Here is a 16,917-nt window from a genome sequence, read left to right as displayed (position 1 = left end):
GAAGTTTCTTCGCTGCACCAAATTATGTATCCTTTGATATAGGAGTGTGTGACCGTTACTATTAGGAATCCCAACAGTTAGCCATAATATACTTACATATATGGACATATCCTCTTATATCCTCCCATATGCTTTCTTTTTCAATAGTCATTAGGAGATAAATGGTACTATGATACACTTTATTTAGGGTTATGGAAAAAATTCAATCCGGTCATACTGCTTGTTATTTGAAGAACTGGGAATATACAAGGAGAGTATGGTATGTTATACATCTACCGTACTCTTGCTTGTTAAGGAGAATTTATGCATATTTTTTCTATATTACTTATGCTTGTTACCATTTTGAATATATTGCTTGCGGCCGTCATCGTATTTCGGGAACGCCGTGATGCCAGTTCCACCTGGGCATGGCTCCTTGTCTTAGTGTTCATTCCTTTAGGTGGCTTTTTTCTTTATTTATTGTTCGGACGAAACTTAAGCAGACACCGGCTATTTCAATGGGATGACCGAAAAAAGCTTGGTTTGGAGAAAACCTTAAAAAGCCAGATGAAGCATCTTCGGGACGGGTCCTTTGAGTTTTGCAACGAACCTGAGAGAGCAAGCCAGGACTTGATCTACATGCAGCTCGTCAATAACGAGGCTCCCTTTTCACGGGATAACTCCGTTGAAATTTTTACTGATGGAGGGAAAAAGTTCGAGAATCTGATTCAAGATATCGAACGGGCAGAACATCACATACACCTGCAATATTACATTATTAAAAAAGATAATCTTGGCAGAAAGATAAGGGATGTCTTGGTCGAAAAAGCAAAACAAGGGGTTAAGGTCAGGGTCTTATATGATGAATTGGGATCACGAAGACTCACCAAACGCTTTTTCTCCGAACTCCGAAAGGCCGGGGGAGAGGTTGAAGTCTTTTTCCCCACAAGGTTTGCCTTCATTAATTTTCGGATGAACTACCGAAATCACCGAAAGATCGTTATTATCGACGGCAAGATCGGTTATGTCGGCGGTTTTAACGTAGGGGATGAATACCTGGGGCTTAACCCGAGGTTTGGTTTTTGGCGTGATACACACTTAAAGATTCAGGGCACAGCCGTACACTCCATGCAAACCCGTTTTATACTAGACTGGAACCAAGCCTCATATGGACATGATATTGATTATGATCCTGTCCTTTTTCCTGAGGAAATCGGCAAAGGCGCTATCGGCATGCAGATTGTTACGAGCGGGCCCGAATCGGAGTGGCCGCAGATCAAAGACGGCTACATCAAGATGATCTCCCTTGCCAAACATTCGATCACCATTCAAACTCCGTACTTTGTTCCTGATGCCAGTCTGCTGGATACTCTGCGGATCGCCTGCCATTCGGGTGTAGACGTAAAGATCATGATACCGAATAAACCCGATCATCTTTTCGTATATTGGGCTTCGTTATCCAATATCGGAGACTTGCTGAAGGCTGGTGCGAAAGTCTATATCTATGACAACGGCTTTATCCATGCCAAATCGATTGTTGTAGATGATGAGATATCATCCGTCGGGACCGCCAATTTCGATATCCGAAGCTTAAAGCTGAACTTTGAAATCAATGCTTTTATATACAACAAAACAATAGCCAAAAAGCTGATGGACGCTTTTCACGAGGATGTAAAGCTTTCCCGTAAATTAACGTGGGAACAATATCAGGAGCGTTCGAAGTGGATCCGCTTCAGAGAATCCATCTCCCGCCTGCTCTCCCCCCTATTATAAAACACAAAAACCGCCTAAAAAGGCGGTTTTTGTTATGTACCTTGTTAGAGCGTATTATTGCTAATCTCTCAAAAACATCTCGCTTACTGATGCTAAGAGAGACCCTCAAATCTATTGACTTTTAGAACAGGAATGGGACTGCTGGCGAAGACAGTCAGTTTGTGAAACAAATGCAGAGCCTGAATAGAAATCAAGGAAAAGCTGGCTTATCCTTGGTTTCTAAGAATGGCTATGCAATCCCATTCCTCACGAGCTACAAGACCATTCCCCTACAAGGTGTCCTATTTGTGTTCTTTCTTGAGCCACTCCGCCACAAGCCTCGCGTCTCCGCCAGTCAATAAACCGGCCGGCATACCATTTCGCCCTTTTAAAATAATGCTCATGATTTCTTTTTCCGAATATTTACTTCCGATATGTTTTAGAGAAGGCCCTGCTGCTCCTTCAAGATTGTTTCCGTGGCAGCTTGCACAGTTTTGCTTGAACACGCTGTCAGCTGCTTCGAGATTTTGCTTTTCATGCTTCTTCTGCTCGTCCTGTCCGTTATTGGATGAACATGCAGCCAAAAGCAGCATCACCATACTGATCATGGCCATTTTCTTTTTCATTGGTTTCTCTCCTTTTTTTAAATTCTATGGTTGGAAACAAAGGAAAGGAATTCTCTTTGTTTGGAGTGATCGTATTTTGTCAGTGCATAGGTATTGGCGTCAGGCAGCTGAATAGAATGGCAGTCCACTTCCAGCATCCTTCCCTCCAGCAGTTCTCGCCTGACTGTAGAGGCAGGCAGAAAGGATACCCCAAGCCCTTCTATAATAAATCTTTTCGTAATATGCACTTGTGACACTTTCATCATTCGCACACCAGGATATTTAGCTTTAATCGTTTTAATCAAGCCTCCCCAGTAACCTGGGTGATTATGAGTCAATAGATAATTCAATTCGAATACTTCTGCTTCTTCCAGAGGCGGTGCGGATTCTGAATCCCGGCCATCGTGTGTACAAACCAAGATCACTTTGTCTCTGTATAGGAGATTACAGATTAAATTGGAATTGGATGTAGGAAGACATGATAGACCAATATCCACTTCATCGTTCAATACCGCTTGTTCGATGTGTTCTGATTCTATGATTTTCACCGATATTTCTGTTTCAGGATGCTTATTTAAGTATCGCTTCAGCACAAAGGGAAGAATCGTGTCAGCGATCAGCGGTGAGATGGCCAGGATAAGCTTGCTCGTATAGCCCTGGCTGAAGGAAGCAAGATCTTCAAGCCCGTTTTCATAAACGGCAATCAGCTTTTTGGCATGATCCAAGTATCGTTTTCCGTCTTCCGTCAGTTTAACTTTCTTTCCTTCCCGATGAAAGAGCAATACCCCGATTTCTTTTTCAAGCTGCTTAATATGAACCGTTACGGAAGGCTGTGATATGTAAAGAATCTCTGCTGTTTTTCTAAAATTCCCCGTTTCTGCCGCCGTTAAAAAGGTATATAGCCAATTAAACTCCATTATTATCTCCTTATTAATGATCCTAATCAAGTTCTTTAAAAAGATTTAATTTTCTTAATTATATATATTCTATACAATGTTATCAAAGAAGAAAAGGAGAGATGATTGATGGAAAAAGGTCTTAAAGGTGTTGTGGCAGCACAGACGTCCATCAGCCATGTGGATGGCCTGAATGGGAAATTGCTGTACAGAGGTTTAGATATCGGCGAAGTGACAAAGCACTATTCATTCGAAGAAACAGCCTACTTTCTATGGCATGGAAAATTTCCAAATGAAAATGAACTGAACAATCTGAAGAATGAGTTAAAAAGAAACAGGAAGCTTTCAGGTTCGATTAAAGAGATCATTGATCACCTTCCGAAGAACATGGATTTGATGAGCGTGATCCGAACCGCCATCTCTTCAGAAGGCTCTGAAGAATATGGCTGGAAACCTACGATTGCTCAAGCGATTAGACTGACAGCGCTCGTTCCGAGTATCATAGCCTATCGGATACGCAGCATAGAAGGCAGGCCGTTTGTTTCTCCCTTCGAGGACTTAGATCATGTTGAAAACTATCTTTATATGATCAACGGCACACCACCTTTAAAAGCACATGCTGAAGCGCTGGAAACCTATATGATCTTGACGCTGGAGCATGGGATGAACGCATCAACATTTTCAGCAAGGGTAACAGCTTCCACAGAATCGGACCTCGTTTCTGCTGCAACATCAGCCATTGGGACGATGAAAGGCCCCCTTCACGGAGGTGCCCCTTCCGGTGTGATCGCACTGCTGGATGAAGTGGCGGAAGCAGGCGATCCCGAAAGAGTAATTCGAGAGAAGTTAGTTCGTGGTGAGAAGCTGATGGGATTTGGCCATCGCGTATATAAAACACTTGATCCGAGAGCGGCCGCTTTGAAGGAGCGTCTCTTAAACATGACAGGAAAAGACCAATGGCTTGATCTGGCTCTTGAGACAGAACGCACGGCTGTTGCTCTATTGCAGGAATTTAAACCAGGACGTTCGCTGTATACGAACGTAGAATTTTATGCTGCAGCGATTATGAAGGCCATTCAAATGGATGACGAGCTGTTCACGCCCACCTTTACGGCCAGCCGAATGGTAGGCTGGACCGCCCATGTTCTTGAACAGTCAGAAGACAACACGATATTCAGGCCAGAATCCGTATACATCGGTCCTGAGCGCAGTATGGCAGAAGTGAAAAACAACTAAACAAATCACCAAAAGGAACTGTCCAAAAAGTCATAGATGCGGGACGCGCGTGACAGGTGAAACCCGCAGGCGCTTGCGCCGAGAAAGTAGGCGCTCGCGCCGGTAGGTTCAGCGCACGCCCAGCGAAAGTAGGCGTTTACGCCGGTAAAAGCGAGCAGCTTGGAACGGAAATCAGCTGCCTCTAGATAGCAAGGTTTGGCTTATTGGGACCAGCCTCTTTTCATAGGCTTCATTTTAATCGGCGGTACTCACTCGGGGAACAGTTCAGAACCGTTTGAAAGACTTTATAGAAATTTGAAGTGCTCTGAAACCCTGCCTCGAAGCAGATTTCAAGATTGGTCAGGCTGGAATGCTTTAGGAGATACACGGCCTTGTCCACTCTAATCCTTTCAAGGTAGGTACGCGGAGTTTCAGATGTCGCCTCCTTAAATTGCCGTTCGAGGTAAAACGGACTCAAACCGGCATGATCGGCAATGTCCTGTAAAATAAGAGGCTCTTTATAGTGCATCAGCAGAAACGATTTCACCCTGGTGACGATCTCCATCTGAGGAGAAAGCCCGGCATCCGGCTGGCATCGTTTACAGGCTCGAAAGCCCGCCTCTACTGCTTCAGGAATAGTTCCATAGAAATCCACGTTGATCTTCTTCGGTTTTCTCGAGCGGCAGGAAGGACGGCAATAAATTTTTGTCGTTTTGACAGCAGTATAAAATAAACCGTCATACGAACTGTCGCACGCCATAATTTTTTCCCACATCTCATCAAATGAGAGATTGTCCATCTTCACTGTCCCCTTCCTCTGCTCCTATTGTAAACTTCTGTTATTTTCAAGTTCAAGTAAAAATTGTTTTCGATCCAATCCACCTGCAAATCCTCTCAGGTCACCATTATCCCCGATCACCCGATGGCAAGGAATAAGGATGCAGATGCGGTTCTTGCCGTTTGCGTTGGCCACTGCCCTGACAGCTTTGGGACGTCCCAGATGCTCCGCCTGCCCTTTATAGCTGCGCGTCGTGCCATAAGGTATATCCTTCAGCGCTTTCCATGTTTGCACTTGAAATTCCGTTCCGATACTGGCAACCGGCACGGAAAATCCCTTGCGTGACCCGGAGAAATACTCTTGGAGCTCGAAACCTAATTGGCGGCTCAATGGGCTTGATCTCTTTTTGAGATTGGCTTTAAGTCTCTTTTTCAGAAAAACAAGCTCGGTCTCAAGCGCCCGCCGGTCCATAAATTCCAGCAAACAGCATTCCCCCTCATAAAAACAGGCGATCAAAACACCGATCGGCGTCCAGTATCTCTGGAAGCTAAGGGTATTCGGGAGCTCTTCGTCACGGTTGCTTCCGCTGCGGAGCATGTCGTTTACCCGCTTGACGTACACGTACTTTTGCAGATCTCCGTCATGCTGCTTCAAAAACCATCTCCTCGCACGGCTATAAGAGGAATCATCCGGAGAGATCTGCTTCAAATATTTTTCCGGATGTTGTTCCTTCTGTATCAGGTCAACAAAGTTCCGGATGTCCTCTCGTTCGGTCCCATGGGTTAACGGCTTGCAAACTTTGCATTCTCTGAACCCGAAGCAGACGAGATCAAATAATCTTTTGGAAAAGACGGTGTTCTGCTTGTGGGGAGGTGTAGCGCTGCAGCCAAAGCGGCATGCGATGCCAGTTGTCGTCACGCCGATATAATAGCCAGCGTAATCATCCTTCCTAAGCAGTTTTTCGTAAAGGGCAGCATGCTTATCGTTTTCAGGTTCAATATAGTCATACCGTTTCTGAAGCACAGGATTCACCAAAAGCAAATCATTGCCTTGATGCAGTTCGTTAAACCGCTCGATCTGATTCATCTCATCACTCACCTCTTCATTATTCTGCCCTCATTCTATCAGCTTTCATCGGTGTAAATCGTCCTCATTCTTGCTCTTATGGTCTTACTCGCCGTATTAAAAAAGACATGCCCTTAATCCGGGGGCATGCCTTTACTTATTTTTATTAATATCAGGGTTCGCCGCCATAAGGGCATTGGCGGTGTCCCATACAGCCGGCAGAAAGCTGATCACTTCCTGTGCCCTGTCAAAGATATCTCTTGTGGTTGCAATACCTAAATCAGCGAGGATTTCGGTAAAAGCAGGAGCCAGTGATTCTTGCAAATCAGGCGGGGCATCTGCTGCAAGGATCGTTCGGCATCGCGCAAACGTGGCTGCAATCCAAAATACAGCTTCTCGATGAAAACCGTCCTGAATCAGTTTCCTGCTTCCATCAATGGCGATCGGACGGGCAATTTTCGTAATATCTGTACTGAAAAAGAACGGCGTCCTGGAGACCGCCGCTGCACCATCGAAGGTTTCTTCAAGGTTGGCTAGGTGGTGCTCCACTTTTTCAGAAGTAAAATGCCCACAGCCGAGCAGCCTCAGCAGATCCGTATATAATCCCTCCTGTCCGTATTCCACCAGTACCTCGCGCGCTTTAAGGTAACGGAGCCGGACGGTCGGATTCTGCATGGCAGCAACGAGAAGAACGTGGGTCGTGACCCCTGCCGGAAACAGCCAGCTTGTTACTTGTTCATGAATCGGTGCATTCGGCTGAATTGCAGCGAGCCCGGATTCAATTCTTCTCATTGCATTTTCGCATCGGTTCTTCACCCATTTTTTCTCCGGAAAATACTTGGACACTTGCTGTTGGAGTTTCTGCAAATGTCCTGTGGGGTCAGCAATGATCGTGTTCGTACGGAAGCTTCCTGCCAGGTGGTAAGAGGATAGCACTTCTTGGGCTGATTTCAATAATTTTTGAGATAGATACGTAGCTTCCAGCAAGGTATCACGATAGAGGAACTTGCCGGGTTTCAGCGGTGGTTCATCCTCTGCAGTAACAAGCACAATATCGACGTCTGATCCAACCGGCAGTTCTTCGTCGTCTGCGAGTCCGATGGTCGATCCGCTGAAATACGCACCCAAAAACCATCTTTCAGAGCTGGCGTACTTCTTCACCCAATCTTCTGCGTTTTTACGAGCTTGACCGGCCTTCATCTTCTCACCCCGCTTTTTTTATAAATAAAAAGGGAAGCATGGAGATGTCTCCTTGTGCTTCCCTGATGTGTTGATTAACGAAGATATGGGATTGGATTTACAGCGTTTGATTTCGCGTAGTTCCACTCGCCTTTATGAAGTTCGAAATGCAAATGCTGTCCAGTGGAATGTCCAGTATTACCCATCGTACCAAGTCGTTGTCCTTGAGTTACACTTTGTCCTGTGCTGACTGCACGCTCACTCATATGTGCATAAACAGTCGTGTACAGCTGGCCGTCAATGAAAGAAGAAATAAATACGACATTACCGTAAGAAGACGATAGGTAAGAACGGGCAACCGTACCTGAAGCCGCTGCTGAGATCGCATTGTCCGATCCAGCTTGAGCGATATCGATACCCGGATGGAAATCACTGCCGCCAAAACGCTTGCCAAATGGCGATGAAACGTAGCCATTGGCAGGCCAGATAAAGTTCGCTGAAACACTTGGCTCGCTATGAGTCGGCGCAGGTGAAGGCGCTGAATCATGCCGCTCTTGTTGGCGTTCAGCCGCACGTTTGGCTGCCTCTTTACGGGCTGCTTCTTCACGCTTGCGCTGTTCAGCTTCTCTTTTTGCTCTTGCCATCTCTTCTTTTACCGCTTTTTCCTGTGCGGAAAGAATTTGATTTTTCTCTTCAATACTTGTCACGTCTTCATGAAGATGCGTTTCCTTCTTCTTTAATGAAGCGGACAGTCTGTTTTTTGCTTCTTTTTGGGCGCTGAGCTTATCATTCAGCCCATTTAATTCCTGAAGCTTCGCATTCAAGGAATTCAGCTTTTGTTCTACATGCTGTTTATCCTGTTCAACTGCTGCTTTATCTCGCTTTTGATCTTCCAAAATGGACTTATCAGATTCTGCGATCAAATTTAATGAGATCAAGCGGTCAAGGAAATCACCGAAGTTTTGTGAGCCAAGTACGACATCAAGGTACTTCACCGCTCCGCCACTTTCATACATGGAACGGACACGCTCTTTTAAGATCGCATCGCGTTCTTTGATGCGTTTTTGAATCTTGGCAATTTGGTCTTTCAAGCTTTGAATCTCGTTTTTCGTATCATTGATTTCTGTTTTTTTCGTCTGAATATCGTTCAGCGTCTGCTGCAGAGTAGACTCAATTTTTTGCAGTTCCTCAAGCACCTGGTCCTGCTGTCCTTGCACGTCTTTAATTTCTGCGTTCTTTTTTTGTTTTTTGGCCTGGTTTTCAGCTTGCTTTTGATGTATATCACTTAACGTTTGCGCGTTAGCAGAAGTGTATGTAAAAGCGCTCAAGCCAATGCTTAGAGATAATAACCCCTTTAATATCTTTCTTTTCAATGGTATTGCCTCCTCCATACGTTCTCCTACACCCTCTTTTAATCCCAAGTGCAATTATATCATTTAGATAATAGAGTTTTTGGGCAATTACATTACAACTATATTTCAAATTGTTACAAAACTCGCGAAAATAACCTAAGAAATGTAAGAATGAGTGATTAATTGACATAAATGATGGGTTTTACTTTGCAGGAACTGACAATGAATGAGGATAATGTAGGGGTTTTTGTGGAAATTAAGCCGGTTTAGTTGAGCGCAGTTATCTGAATTTTTAGTTTGGATCAATTATTTTGAGTTACGCTCAATTAAATGTTGTTCGGCTCAATTAATTGAGCGTACGGTACAATTCCTCTCCTTTTCTGCTCAATTCTTCACATAAACTCCCCATCCGCTCTCCTCCCTCCATAAAACCACCCTTCTAAAGCAGGAAAATCTACTAAAAAAGAGAAATCTATCTAATAAGGAGTGTTGCTATGATCGTCAAATCTATACAAAATCCCTCTTATCATCAAAAAACTAGAAGCCTTGCTTCGCAGACTGCCCCCAAACCATCCAAAACGGCCAATCATCGAAAAAGAGCGGGCCAGCCGGTTCAAAGGATACCGCAGCGAACAGTCCCTCGACTTTTATCTGCAAGAATTTCCATCGAAGGACCATCTATTTTCAGGCTTACTTCTTTTTGACGAAACACATCAACAGCAGATTCGTACACACGAAGGTAAAGAAGAAGGATTTGCATATCCGATCATACAAATCCACCGCCATAAAAAGCTGTTAACCGAATGGCTTACAAAGAACCGTCTACCACCGCTCCCCATTGAATGCCTCGTTGTTATCAGCAGTCCCCGGACCATCATTCGAATCAAAGGCAGTCCTGGTAACCTCAAGTACATTACCCGAAGCTCTTTAGTCCCTAAAAAAATAGAACACCTTAACCAACTGCACACAAATGAGATTCTGAGCAAAAAGCAGTTAAAACGGTTGTCCACTCTTCTTATCAAACAGCATACACCTAAAACATTCGATCCCCTCGAATACTTCCTCATACCTCCAACCGACCTTCTCACCGGCGTGCATTGCCCGGTATGTTTTACCCTTCTCATGAAAAGAAAAAGAGGAAAATGGGTCTGCATCGCCTGCCTTCATTCTTCAAGCGATGCTCACATTTCCTCTTTACAAGATTATTTTTACTTATTCAGCCAAGGATCACCAATCAGCAGTGCCGGCACTTTCTCCAGCTTTCATCTCGATTTATCGCTCATGATCTGCTTTCCGACATGCAGCTCCAGCACACAGGAACTACAAAAGGTAAAGTCTATTCCCTTAATGAACCTGAGAATTAAACGTCATGATCCAGATGGAGCCGGCTACGATCGTGAACACCATGACAGCTCCAAGCACAAGTGCCATCACATGATACCTCGGCTTCTCTCCTTCTCTAATGTGCATGAAGAAGAAAAACTGAATGATGAGCTGCAGTAAAGCGATCAAAAGAATGGAAACCGTCAGCATGCTCTTGCTCATCAACTGCTGGATCACAAGCCACAGCGGGATGATCGTTAAAATGATGGAAAAGAGAAAACCCATAATGTATGTCTTTGCTGAACCATGGTTTTCATGTCCGTTCATCTACATCACCCCCAACAGATAAACAACGGTAAAGATGAAAATCCAGACGACATCGAGAAAATGCCAGTACAGACCGACAATCGTTACTTTTTCTTTGGTCAGATGGTCGATGCCGTGCCTCCCGATCTGAACCATTACACCAATCATCCAGATCAAACCGAACGTGACGTGAAGTCCGTGCGTTCCGACCAGTGTAAAAAAGGAAGAAAGAAACGCGTTAGTGGATATCGTTGCTCCCTCAGCTGCCATTTTGGCAAACTCCGTAATTTCAAGTCCCACAAAGGACATACCGAGCAATACGGTGACCGCCAGCCATGCCATCAGCTGTTTTTTGTTTCCTTTATGCATCGCGAGTGAAGCAAGCCCGCTCGTAAAGCTGCTTGCCAAAAGGATGAAGGTTTCAGCAGTAAAGCCCTTGACCTCAAACAGCTCATGCCCTGTAAGATCTCCATCTGTGTGAGTCCTCAAGACGGCATATACAGCAAACAAACAAGCGAAAATGATACAGTCTGTTACAAGAAAAATCCAAAAGCCCAGCAATTTAAACGTATCGTGATGCGCCTCGTGGCGGGTATCCATAGACGTTACCGATTGTGCCATCACACGACCCTCCCTAAAGAAGCTTCCGTCCGCTTGATTTCATCTACAGGAATGTAGTAGTCCGTTTTCCGCTGGAAGGAACGGGCCAGCAAGCAGATGGCTACACCAGCCAAGCCGGCGATTCCTACCCACACCCATTCAAAAGTAAGCCCAAATCCAGCTACAAACCAGCACGCCGCCATGAAAAATGGAATACCTGAGTTTTTAGGCATGTGGATCGGTTCAAACTCTTTATTTTCTTTTTCAGATGCAGCTCCATGCTTATGTTCCTTCATATCCCACCAGGCATCATCACTCTTCACCCCTGGAATATGGGCAAAGTTATAAAGCGGAGCAGGAGATGGAATGGACCACTCCAGCGTCCGGCCGTTCCACGGATCTCCTGTAAGATCGCGCTCGCCGTTCTTGATGCTGTAGAGGATCTGCCACACCTGGAACACGAAGCCGATTCCCATAAGGAACGCGCCACCCGTGGAAACAAGGTTGTACGGCGCCCAGCCCATGTCCCATCCGTACGTATAGACACGGCGGGTCATGCCCATGAATCCAAGCGCATATTGCGGCATGAAGCATACATAGAACCCGATGTTCCATGTCCAGAATGCCCATTTGCCGAGGCGGTCGTTCAATTTAAAGCCGAACATTTTCGGCCACCAGTAGTAGAGTCCTGCCAAATACCCGAAGACGACCCCGCCAATCAAGACCTGATGAAAGTGGGCAATCAGGAAATAGCTGTTATGGTACTGATAGTCAGCCGGCGCAACAGCCAGCATGACCCCTGTCGCTCCCCCAACGACAAAGCAGGGAATAAAAGCGAGCGTCCAGAGCATCGGCTGCGTCATGCTGATGCGGCCGCGGAACATCGTGAACAGCCAGTTGAATACTTTAACACCGGTTGGAATACCGATTGCCATCGTTGTTATGGCAAAGAACGTATTCACATCGGCTCCGGCACCCATCGTGAAAAAGTGATGGACCCACGTAAAGTAGGAAAGTACACTGATGATCATCATGGAAAATACCATGGATTTATAGCCGAAAATTTTCTTTTTCGAGAAGGTGCTGACGACCTCTGAGTATATACCGAACGCCGGCAGCACTACGATATACACTTCTGGATGTCCCCACATCCAGATCAGGTTGACATACATCATCGGGTTTCCGCCTCCGGTTGCCGTAAAGATATGGGCACCGAAAAAGCGGTCAACAAACAATAGCGCCAGCGTTACCGTCAATACAGGAAACGCGAAGATGATCGTGATGCAGCTGGCCAGTACAGACCAGGAGAACAGCGGCATCTTCATGAGTTTCATGCCGGGAGCACGCATCTTTAAAATGGTGACGAGAAAGTTAATTCCAGTTGCCAGACTTCCAATCCCAGAGATTTGAATTCCCCAGATATAGAAGTTTTGTCCCGGCCCCGGGCTTCCCGCAAGTTCGGATAACGGCGGATAGCTCAGCCAGCCGGCATCCGGCGATCCTCCCACAACAAAGGATAAGTTGAACAGCATGGCGCCAAAGAAAAACAGCCAGAAGCTCAGCGCGTTCAAGAACGGATACGCGACATCGCGCGCTCCGAGCTGCAGCGGCACCACAATGTTAAACAGTGCAAACATAAAGGGCATCGCCATAAACAAAATCATGATTGTGCCGTGCGTCGTAAAAATCTCATTGTAATGCTGTGAATCCAAAAAGTGTGAATTCGGGAACGCCAGCTGCATTCTCATGAGCAGTGCGTCAACTCCTCCCCTGAACAGCATGAGGAGGGAGGATACCAAATACATAATTCCGATTTTTTTATGATCAACGGTTGTGAGCCACTCGCGCCACAGCCAGCCCCATTTTTTGAAAAACGTAAGAAAAACCAAAATACCAAGAAGCGTGATCACAATGGCAACATCCGCGCCATAAATCAGCGGATCACCGGTTACAAAAAATCCTTTCGCCTTGTCTGCCATCTGTTTTTCCCCCTTTCTTCTTTTCTATTATTTATCGTGGTCCATCATCGACATGTCATGTCCCCCGTGCTTCATCTCAGGCTTCATATATTTGCCGCCGTTGCGGTCGATCGTGTTATGAAACAAGGATTCAGGATACGAAGAAAATGATTGTTTCTCTGCCAGTCCTTTTTTCGTCAGCAGATCAAATCTCTCCTGAGTTAGCGCCGGAGCTGATTTTTTAATTTGTTGTGCCCATTGGTTAAATTCAGCCTGCGGCTTGGCAACCACCTTAAATTTCATATGGGCAAAACCTTTTCCGGTAAAGTTGGCACCAGATCCGAAGTACGTTCCCGGCTTGTCTGCCTGCAGCCAGAGCCTCATCGCCATTCCCGGCATCGTATATTCTTGTCCGCCAAGCTCCGGAACCCAGAACGAGTTCATCATCGAATCCGATGTTAATTGGAATTGAACTGGAACGCCAGCCGGAATTTCCGCGTAGTTGACGGTCGCAATTTTTTGATCGGGATACTGAAACAGCCACTTCCAATCGAGTGAGGTGACCTGAATGGTAATCGGTTTTACATCTGTCACCGGCGGTTTGACAAGAAAATACGTTGTTTTGGCAGTGTAAACGCCTAAAATACAAATGATGATGACCGGAATTCCCCACCACACGATCTCCAATATTTTGCTGTCATTCCACTCTGGCGTATACGGTGCTTTATTGCCCGGTTTGTCACGGTACCTGTATACGATATAAAACAGCAAAACTAAAACCGGTATCACCACAGCGGCACATAAAACCGCTGACAATACAATTAAGTCAAGCTCCTTTTGCGCGACAGGGCCGGACGGATTAAAGACGAGATACCGCCGGTCGCATCCTGTTAGAAGTGCTAACAGGGTGATGCCCAGAGCAGAAATCTTCCAAAGATAGCCGGACGTATGTTTCTTCATGTGTGACCTCTCCTTTCATAACCTGAAACAGTGTTTCTATCTTCCTGACGGAGTGTAATAAGTACTATTTCATGCTATAACGGAGGGGCGTTTCTCATATGTGATATAAATCACACTTTCATAAAAATAAGGCTTGTTCTGCTTCATTTGTCACAAAGTGGACAAATGAGGCCGCAGCAGGAAAAAATACTGTCACGCCATCTGGGCATCTGCATAGGGTATGGTAGTGACCATCTGCCAATAGAAAGAGGGTAAACTATGGTGCAAAACTTGGATTACACATCACCAGCCACTCAATACACCGCCGATGTCAGCAGCAACGTGTTCACCAAAGACCGCGAGAATTATATAAATGTTTTGGGGATCCAGCAGTTAAACACGTTGGACAATGTTTCCTTATTGGATATTTTCTTGAGCACCAATAACGTCGTCGAACCTCATTATCACCAAAATGCCGCAGAGCTTGTGTACTGCATTTCTGGTTCTGCTGTTGTTTCCATCTTCAATCCGTTTACGAAACAGTTCCATCACTATTCGATCGGACCCCGGCAGGTTGCTAACGTTCCTCAAGGCTGGTGGCATTATGAAGTGGCTGCCTCTGACCAAACCCACCTGCTGGCTATATTCAATTCACCGACACCGGATGTCATCCTGGGTTCCGATCTATTAAAATTCACCCCGTCCAACATCATGGCTCACACATATTGCATGAATGAAAAACAATGGATCCAAACGGTCGCACCCGTCCAGTCCACCACGTTTATCGGGCCGCCGAAAAACTGCAGTGGAGAACAACGCCAAGATCAGTATTATCCAAGCCATTATCCTCAGACTTTCTATCATCCGCCATATTAAAACGGCAAAAAAAAAAGGGGCTGTCCAAGAAGTCTATAAGCTGTTGATTTCCGTTCCAGGGTGCTCGCTTTTACCGGCGCGAGCTCCTACTTTCGCGGGGCGTGCGGGGAGCCTTACCGGCGTGAACGCCTGCTTTTTGGCGCTAGCGCCGGCGGGAGTCTCACCTATCACGCTAATCCCGCAGGACAAGGAAGGCTCCGGCAGCTTTTTATCGCACGGATAAAATGTGAAGTTCATTTTCGAGGAGTCTCGCATCTTCCACTTCAATTAACTTTTCATTGAAGATTTTTCAAGCCAAAAAGGGGCTGCCTGAAGGTCAATTTTCGACTTTCTGGACAGCCCCTTGCTTGTTATTTTCCTGTTTTCGCGAACGTTGCAATACGTTCTCCGATTTCATCACGGACTCGCTGGAACACCTTCCATTTTTCCTCTTCTGTTCCTTCCGCTTTCGCCGGATCATCAAATCCCCAGTGATTCCTTTTTACATGCAGAGGAGTCATCGGGCACTTGTAAGCCGCATCCCCGCAGAGCGTGACAACAAGATCTGCGTTATTTAAAATATCCGGATCAATGATGTCAGATGTTTGATTCGAAATATCAATCTCCACTTCATTCATCGCTTTTACCGCATTGGGGTTCAAGCCATGTGCTTCAATCCCTGCGCTTTTTACTTCCCATTCTTCACCAAGATGCTTTTTAGCCCAGCCTTCTGCCATCTGGCTTCTGCATGAATTTCCGGTACATAAGAAATAGATTGTTTTTTTAGCCATTCTCAAACACTCCTTAACTCAATTTAATGAAGGATAATTAACCATAGATAGAGACCTGTCAACGTTATAAACAAGGTTGGAACGGTTAAAACGACCCCAATTTTAAAGTAGTATCCCCATGTTATTTTCACGCCTTTGGTATTCAGCACATGAAGCCATAATAATGTAGCTAACGAACCAATTGGTGTAAGTTTCGGCCCCAAGTCCGAACCGATTACGTTCGCATAAATCAAGGCTTCCCTCATGACACCTGTCGTATGGGTATCAGATATGGCTAACGCATCAATCATAACGGTTGGCATATTATTCATCACAGAAGAGATGACTGCTGCGATAAAGCCCATTCCAATCGTTCCTGCAAATAGTCCATGATGTGTGACGGATTCAATGGCACTAGCCAATAGATTGGTAAGTCCTGCATTTCGCAAACCATACACGACAACATACATACCGATAGAAAAGAATACGACCGCCCAAGGTGCACCTTTTATTACTGTTCTTGTCTGGATGGCTGAGCTTTTTCTTGCAGCTGCCAAGAAAATAACCGCGATGACTCCTGCGATGAAGGATACAGGCACCGAGAAGAATTCTCCTATAAAGTATCCAGCGAGCAGAACAGCTAGAACATACCATGACAATGTAAACATTTTTACATCTTTAATGGCCTCTGCCGGTTTTTTCAGCTGATTGACATCGTAAGTCTTTAGTATGCTTTTTCTGAAATAAAGATAGAGTACAAGAATGCTTGCCAGCAGACTAAATAGATTGGGAATGATCATACGGCTGGCATACTCCGAAAAACTGATGCCGAAAAAGTCAGCTGACACAATATTCACCAGATTGCTGACGATCAGCGGCAAGGAAGTCGTATCTGCAATAAACCCGCTGGCCATGATAAATGGAATCACCATTTTGTGCTCAAATTTCAAATGGCGAACCATTGCTAAAACGATCGGAGTCAAGATTAACGCAGCTCCGTCGTTGGCAAAGAAAGCGGACACCACTGCTCCCAATACCGTTACCAGCAAAAACATTCTGATCCCGTTTCCATTTGCATAGCGGGCCACATGAAGAGCCGCCCACTCAAAGAACCCTACCTCATCTAAAATAAGAGAAATAATGATAATAGCAACAAATGTGAGAGTAGCGTTCCAAACAATTCCCGTTACATCTATTACATCCTGAAAGGAGACCACTTGAAAGAGCAAAGCAATAAGAGCTCCTCCACAAGCTGACCATCCAATACTAAGACCTCTTGGCTGCCAGATCACAAACGTCAGTGTGGCTAAAAAAATGATACTGGCAATAATGACTGCACTCACAA

At 45.4% G+C, this 16,917-nt stretch carries 16 protein-coding genes; 4 read left to right on the top strand and 12 right to left on the bottom strand.

What is annotated here, in order from left to right; all coding sequences use genetic code 11:
- Window positions 1-303 precede the first annotated feature (303 nt).
- A complete protein-coding gene (cls, locus tag OKX00_RS04550; protein WP_265409608.1) occupies window positions 304-1,752 on the top strand; it encodes a cardiolipin synthase in 1,449 nt (482 codons plus the stop codon).
- A 281-nt stretch (window positions 1,753-2,033) separates the two neighbouring features.
- Here the strand turns inward: cls and cccB are convergent, their stop codons facing one another.
- Both cccB and OKX00_RS04540 read right to left on the bottom strand, forming a co-directional pair.
- A complete protein-coding gene (gene cccB / locus OKX00_RS04545) occupies window positions 2,034-2,357 on the bottom strand; it encodes a cytochrome c551 (RefSeq protein WP_265409607.1) in 324 nt (107 codons plus the stop codon).
- A 17-nt stretch (window positions 2,358-2,374) separates the two neighbouring features.
- Window positions 2,375-3,253, bottom strand: coding sequence for a LysR family transcriptional regulator (locus OKX00_RS04540; protein WP_265409606.1), 879 nt, complete (start codon window positions 3,251-3,253; stop codon window positions 2,375-2,377).
- 108 nt (window positions 3,254-3,361) lie between these two features.
- On the opposite strand from OKX00_RS04540, the gene OKX00_RS04535 reads away from it, so the two are divergent.
- The gene (locus OKX00_RS04535) at window positions 3,362-4,468 is read left to right on the top strand and encodes a citrate synthase/methylcitrate synthase (protein ID WP_416054300.1); all 1,107 of its coding nucleotides are present in this window, start codon (window positions 3,362-3,364) and stop codon (window positions 4,466-4,468) included.
- 229 nt (window positions 4,469-4,697) lie between these two features.
- Here OKX00_RS04535 and OKX00_RS04530 read toward each other — a convergent pair whose 3' ends face one another.
- From OKX00_RS04530 to OKX00_RS04495, 8 genes are all read right to left on the bottom strand, one after another.
- On the bottom strand, window positions 4,698-5,246 hold the full coding sequence (locus OKX00_RS04530) for a bifunctional transcriptional activator/DNA repair enzyme AdaA (protein ID WP_265409604.1): 549 nt from the start codon (window positions 5,244-5,246) through the stop codon (window positions 4,698-4,700).
- 24 nt (window positions 5,247-5,270) lie between these two features.
- Window positions 5,271-6,311 (bottom strand): methylated-DNA--[protein]-cysteine S-methyltransferase, encoded by a 1,041-nt coding sequence (locus OKX00_RS04525; protein WP_265409603.1) that lies wholly within the window; start codon window positions 6,309-6,311, stop codon window positions 5,271-5,273.
- Window positions 6,312-6,443: 132 nt separating this feature from the next.
- The gene (locus OKX00_RS04520; protein ID WP_265409602.1) at window positions 6,444-7,490 is read right to left on the bottom strand and encodes a hypothetical protein; all 1,047 of its coding nucleotides are present in this window, start codon (window positions 7,488-7,490) and stop codon (window positions 6,444-6,446) included.
- 74 nt (window positions 7,491-7,564) lie between these two features.
- On the bottom strand, window positions 7,565-8,842 hold the full coding sequence (locus tag OKX00_RS04515; RefSeq protein WP_265409601.1) for a murein hydrolase activator EnvC family protein: 1,278 nt from the start codon (window positions 8,840-8,842) through the stop codon (window positions 7,565-7,567).
- 1,323 nt (window positions 8,843-10,165) lie between these two features.
- Complete coding sequence (gene cyoD / locus OKX00_RS04510; protein WP_265409600.1) at window positions 10,166-10,471, bottom strand: cytochrome o ubiquinol oxidase subunit IV; 306 nt, start codon at window positions 10,469-10,471, stop codon at window positions 10,166-10,168.
- The gene (gene cyoC, locus OKX00_RS04505; RefSeq protein WP_248253877.1) at window positions 10,472-11,071 is read right to left on the bottom strand and encodes a cytochrome o ubiquinol oxidase subunit III; all 600 of its coding nucleotides are present in this window, start codon (window positions 11,069-11,071) and stop codon (window positions 10,472-10,474) included. It lies immediately after the preceding gene.
- Entirely contained in the window at window positions 11,071-13,029 is a 1,959-nt protein-coding gene (gene qoxB, locus OKX00_RS04500) for a cytochrome aa3 quinol oxidase subunit I (protein ID WP_265409599.1), read from the bottom strand. Before qoxB ends, cyoC begins: the two co-directional genes overlap by 1 nt.
- A gap of 27 nt (window positions 13,030-13,056) precedes the next feature.
- Window positions 13,057-13,968, bottom strand: a complete 912-nt coding sequence (locus OKX00_RS04495; protein ID WP_265409598.1) for a ubiquinol oxidase subunit II — start codon at window positions 13,966-13,968, stop codon at window positions 13,057-13,059.
- A gap of 258 nt (window positions 13,969-14,226) precedes the next feature.
- Between OKX00_RS04495 and OKX00_RS04490 the strand changes: the two genes are divergently transcribed.
- Window positions 14,227-14,823 carry a cupin domain-containing protein gene (locus tag OKX00_RS04490; RefSeq protein ID WP_265409597.1) on the top strand — a complete coding sequence of 199 codons (597 nt, stop codon included), beginning with the start codon at window positions 14,227-14,229 and terminating at the stop codon, window positions 14,821-14,823.
- Between the two features lie 43 nt (window positions 14,824-14,866).
- Complete coding sequence (locus OKX00_RS04485; RefSeq protein WP_265409596.1) at window positions 14,867-15,046, top strand: hypothetical protein; 180 nt, start codon at window positions 14,867-14,869, stop codon at window positions 15,044-15,046.
- Window positions 15,047-15,173: 127 nt separating this feature from the next.
- Here the strand turns inward: OKX00_RS04485 and arsC are convergent, their stop codons facing one another.
- Entirely contained in the window at window positions 15,174-15,593 is a 420-nt protein-coding gene (arsC, locus tag OKX00_RS04480) for an arsenate reductase (thioredoxin) (RefSeq protein WP_265409595.1), read from the bottom strand.
- Window positions 15,594-15,616: 23 nt separating this feature from the next.
- Window positions 15,617-16,915, bottom strand: coding sequence for an arsenic transporter (locus tag OKX00_RS04475; RefSeq protein WP_265409594.1), 1,299 nt, complete (start codon window positions 16,913-16,915; stop codon window positions 15,617-15,619).
- Window positions 16,916-16,917: the final 2 nt, after the last annotated feature.

The sequence above is a fragment of the Fictibacillus sp. KU28468 genome, from assembly GCF_026153615.1.
Classification (GTDB): domain Bacteria; phylum Bacillota; class Bacilli; order Bacillales; family Fictibacillaceae; genus Fictibacillus_C; species Fictibacillus_C marinisediminis.
The sequence above is the reverse complement of the archived record's forward strand: the minus strand, read 5'-3'. Positions and strand labels throughout refer to the sequence as shown.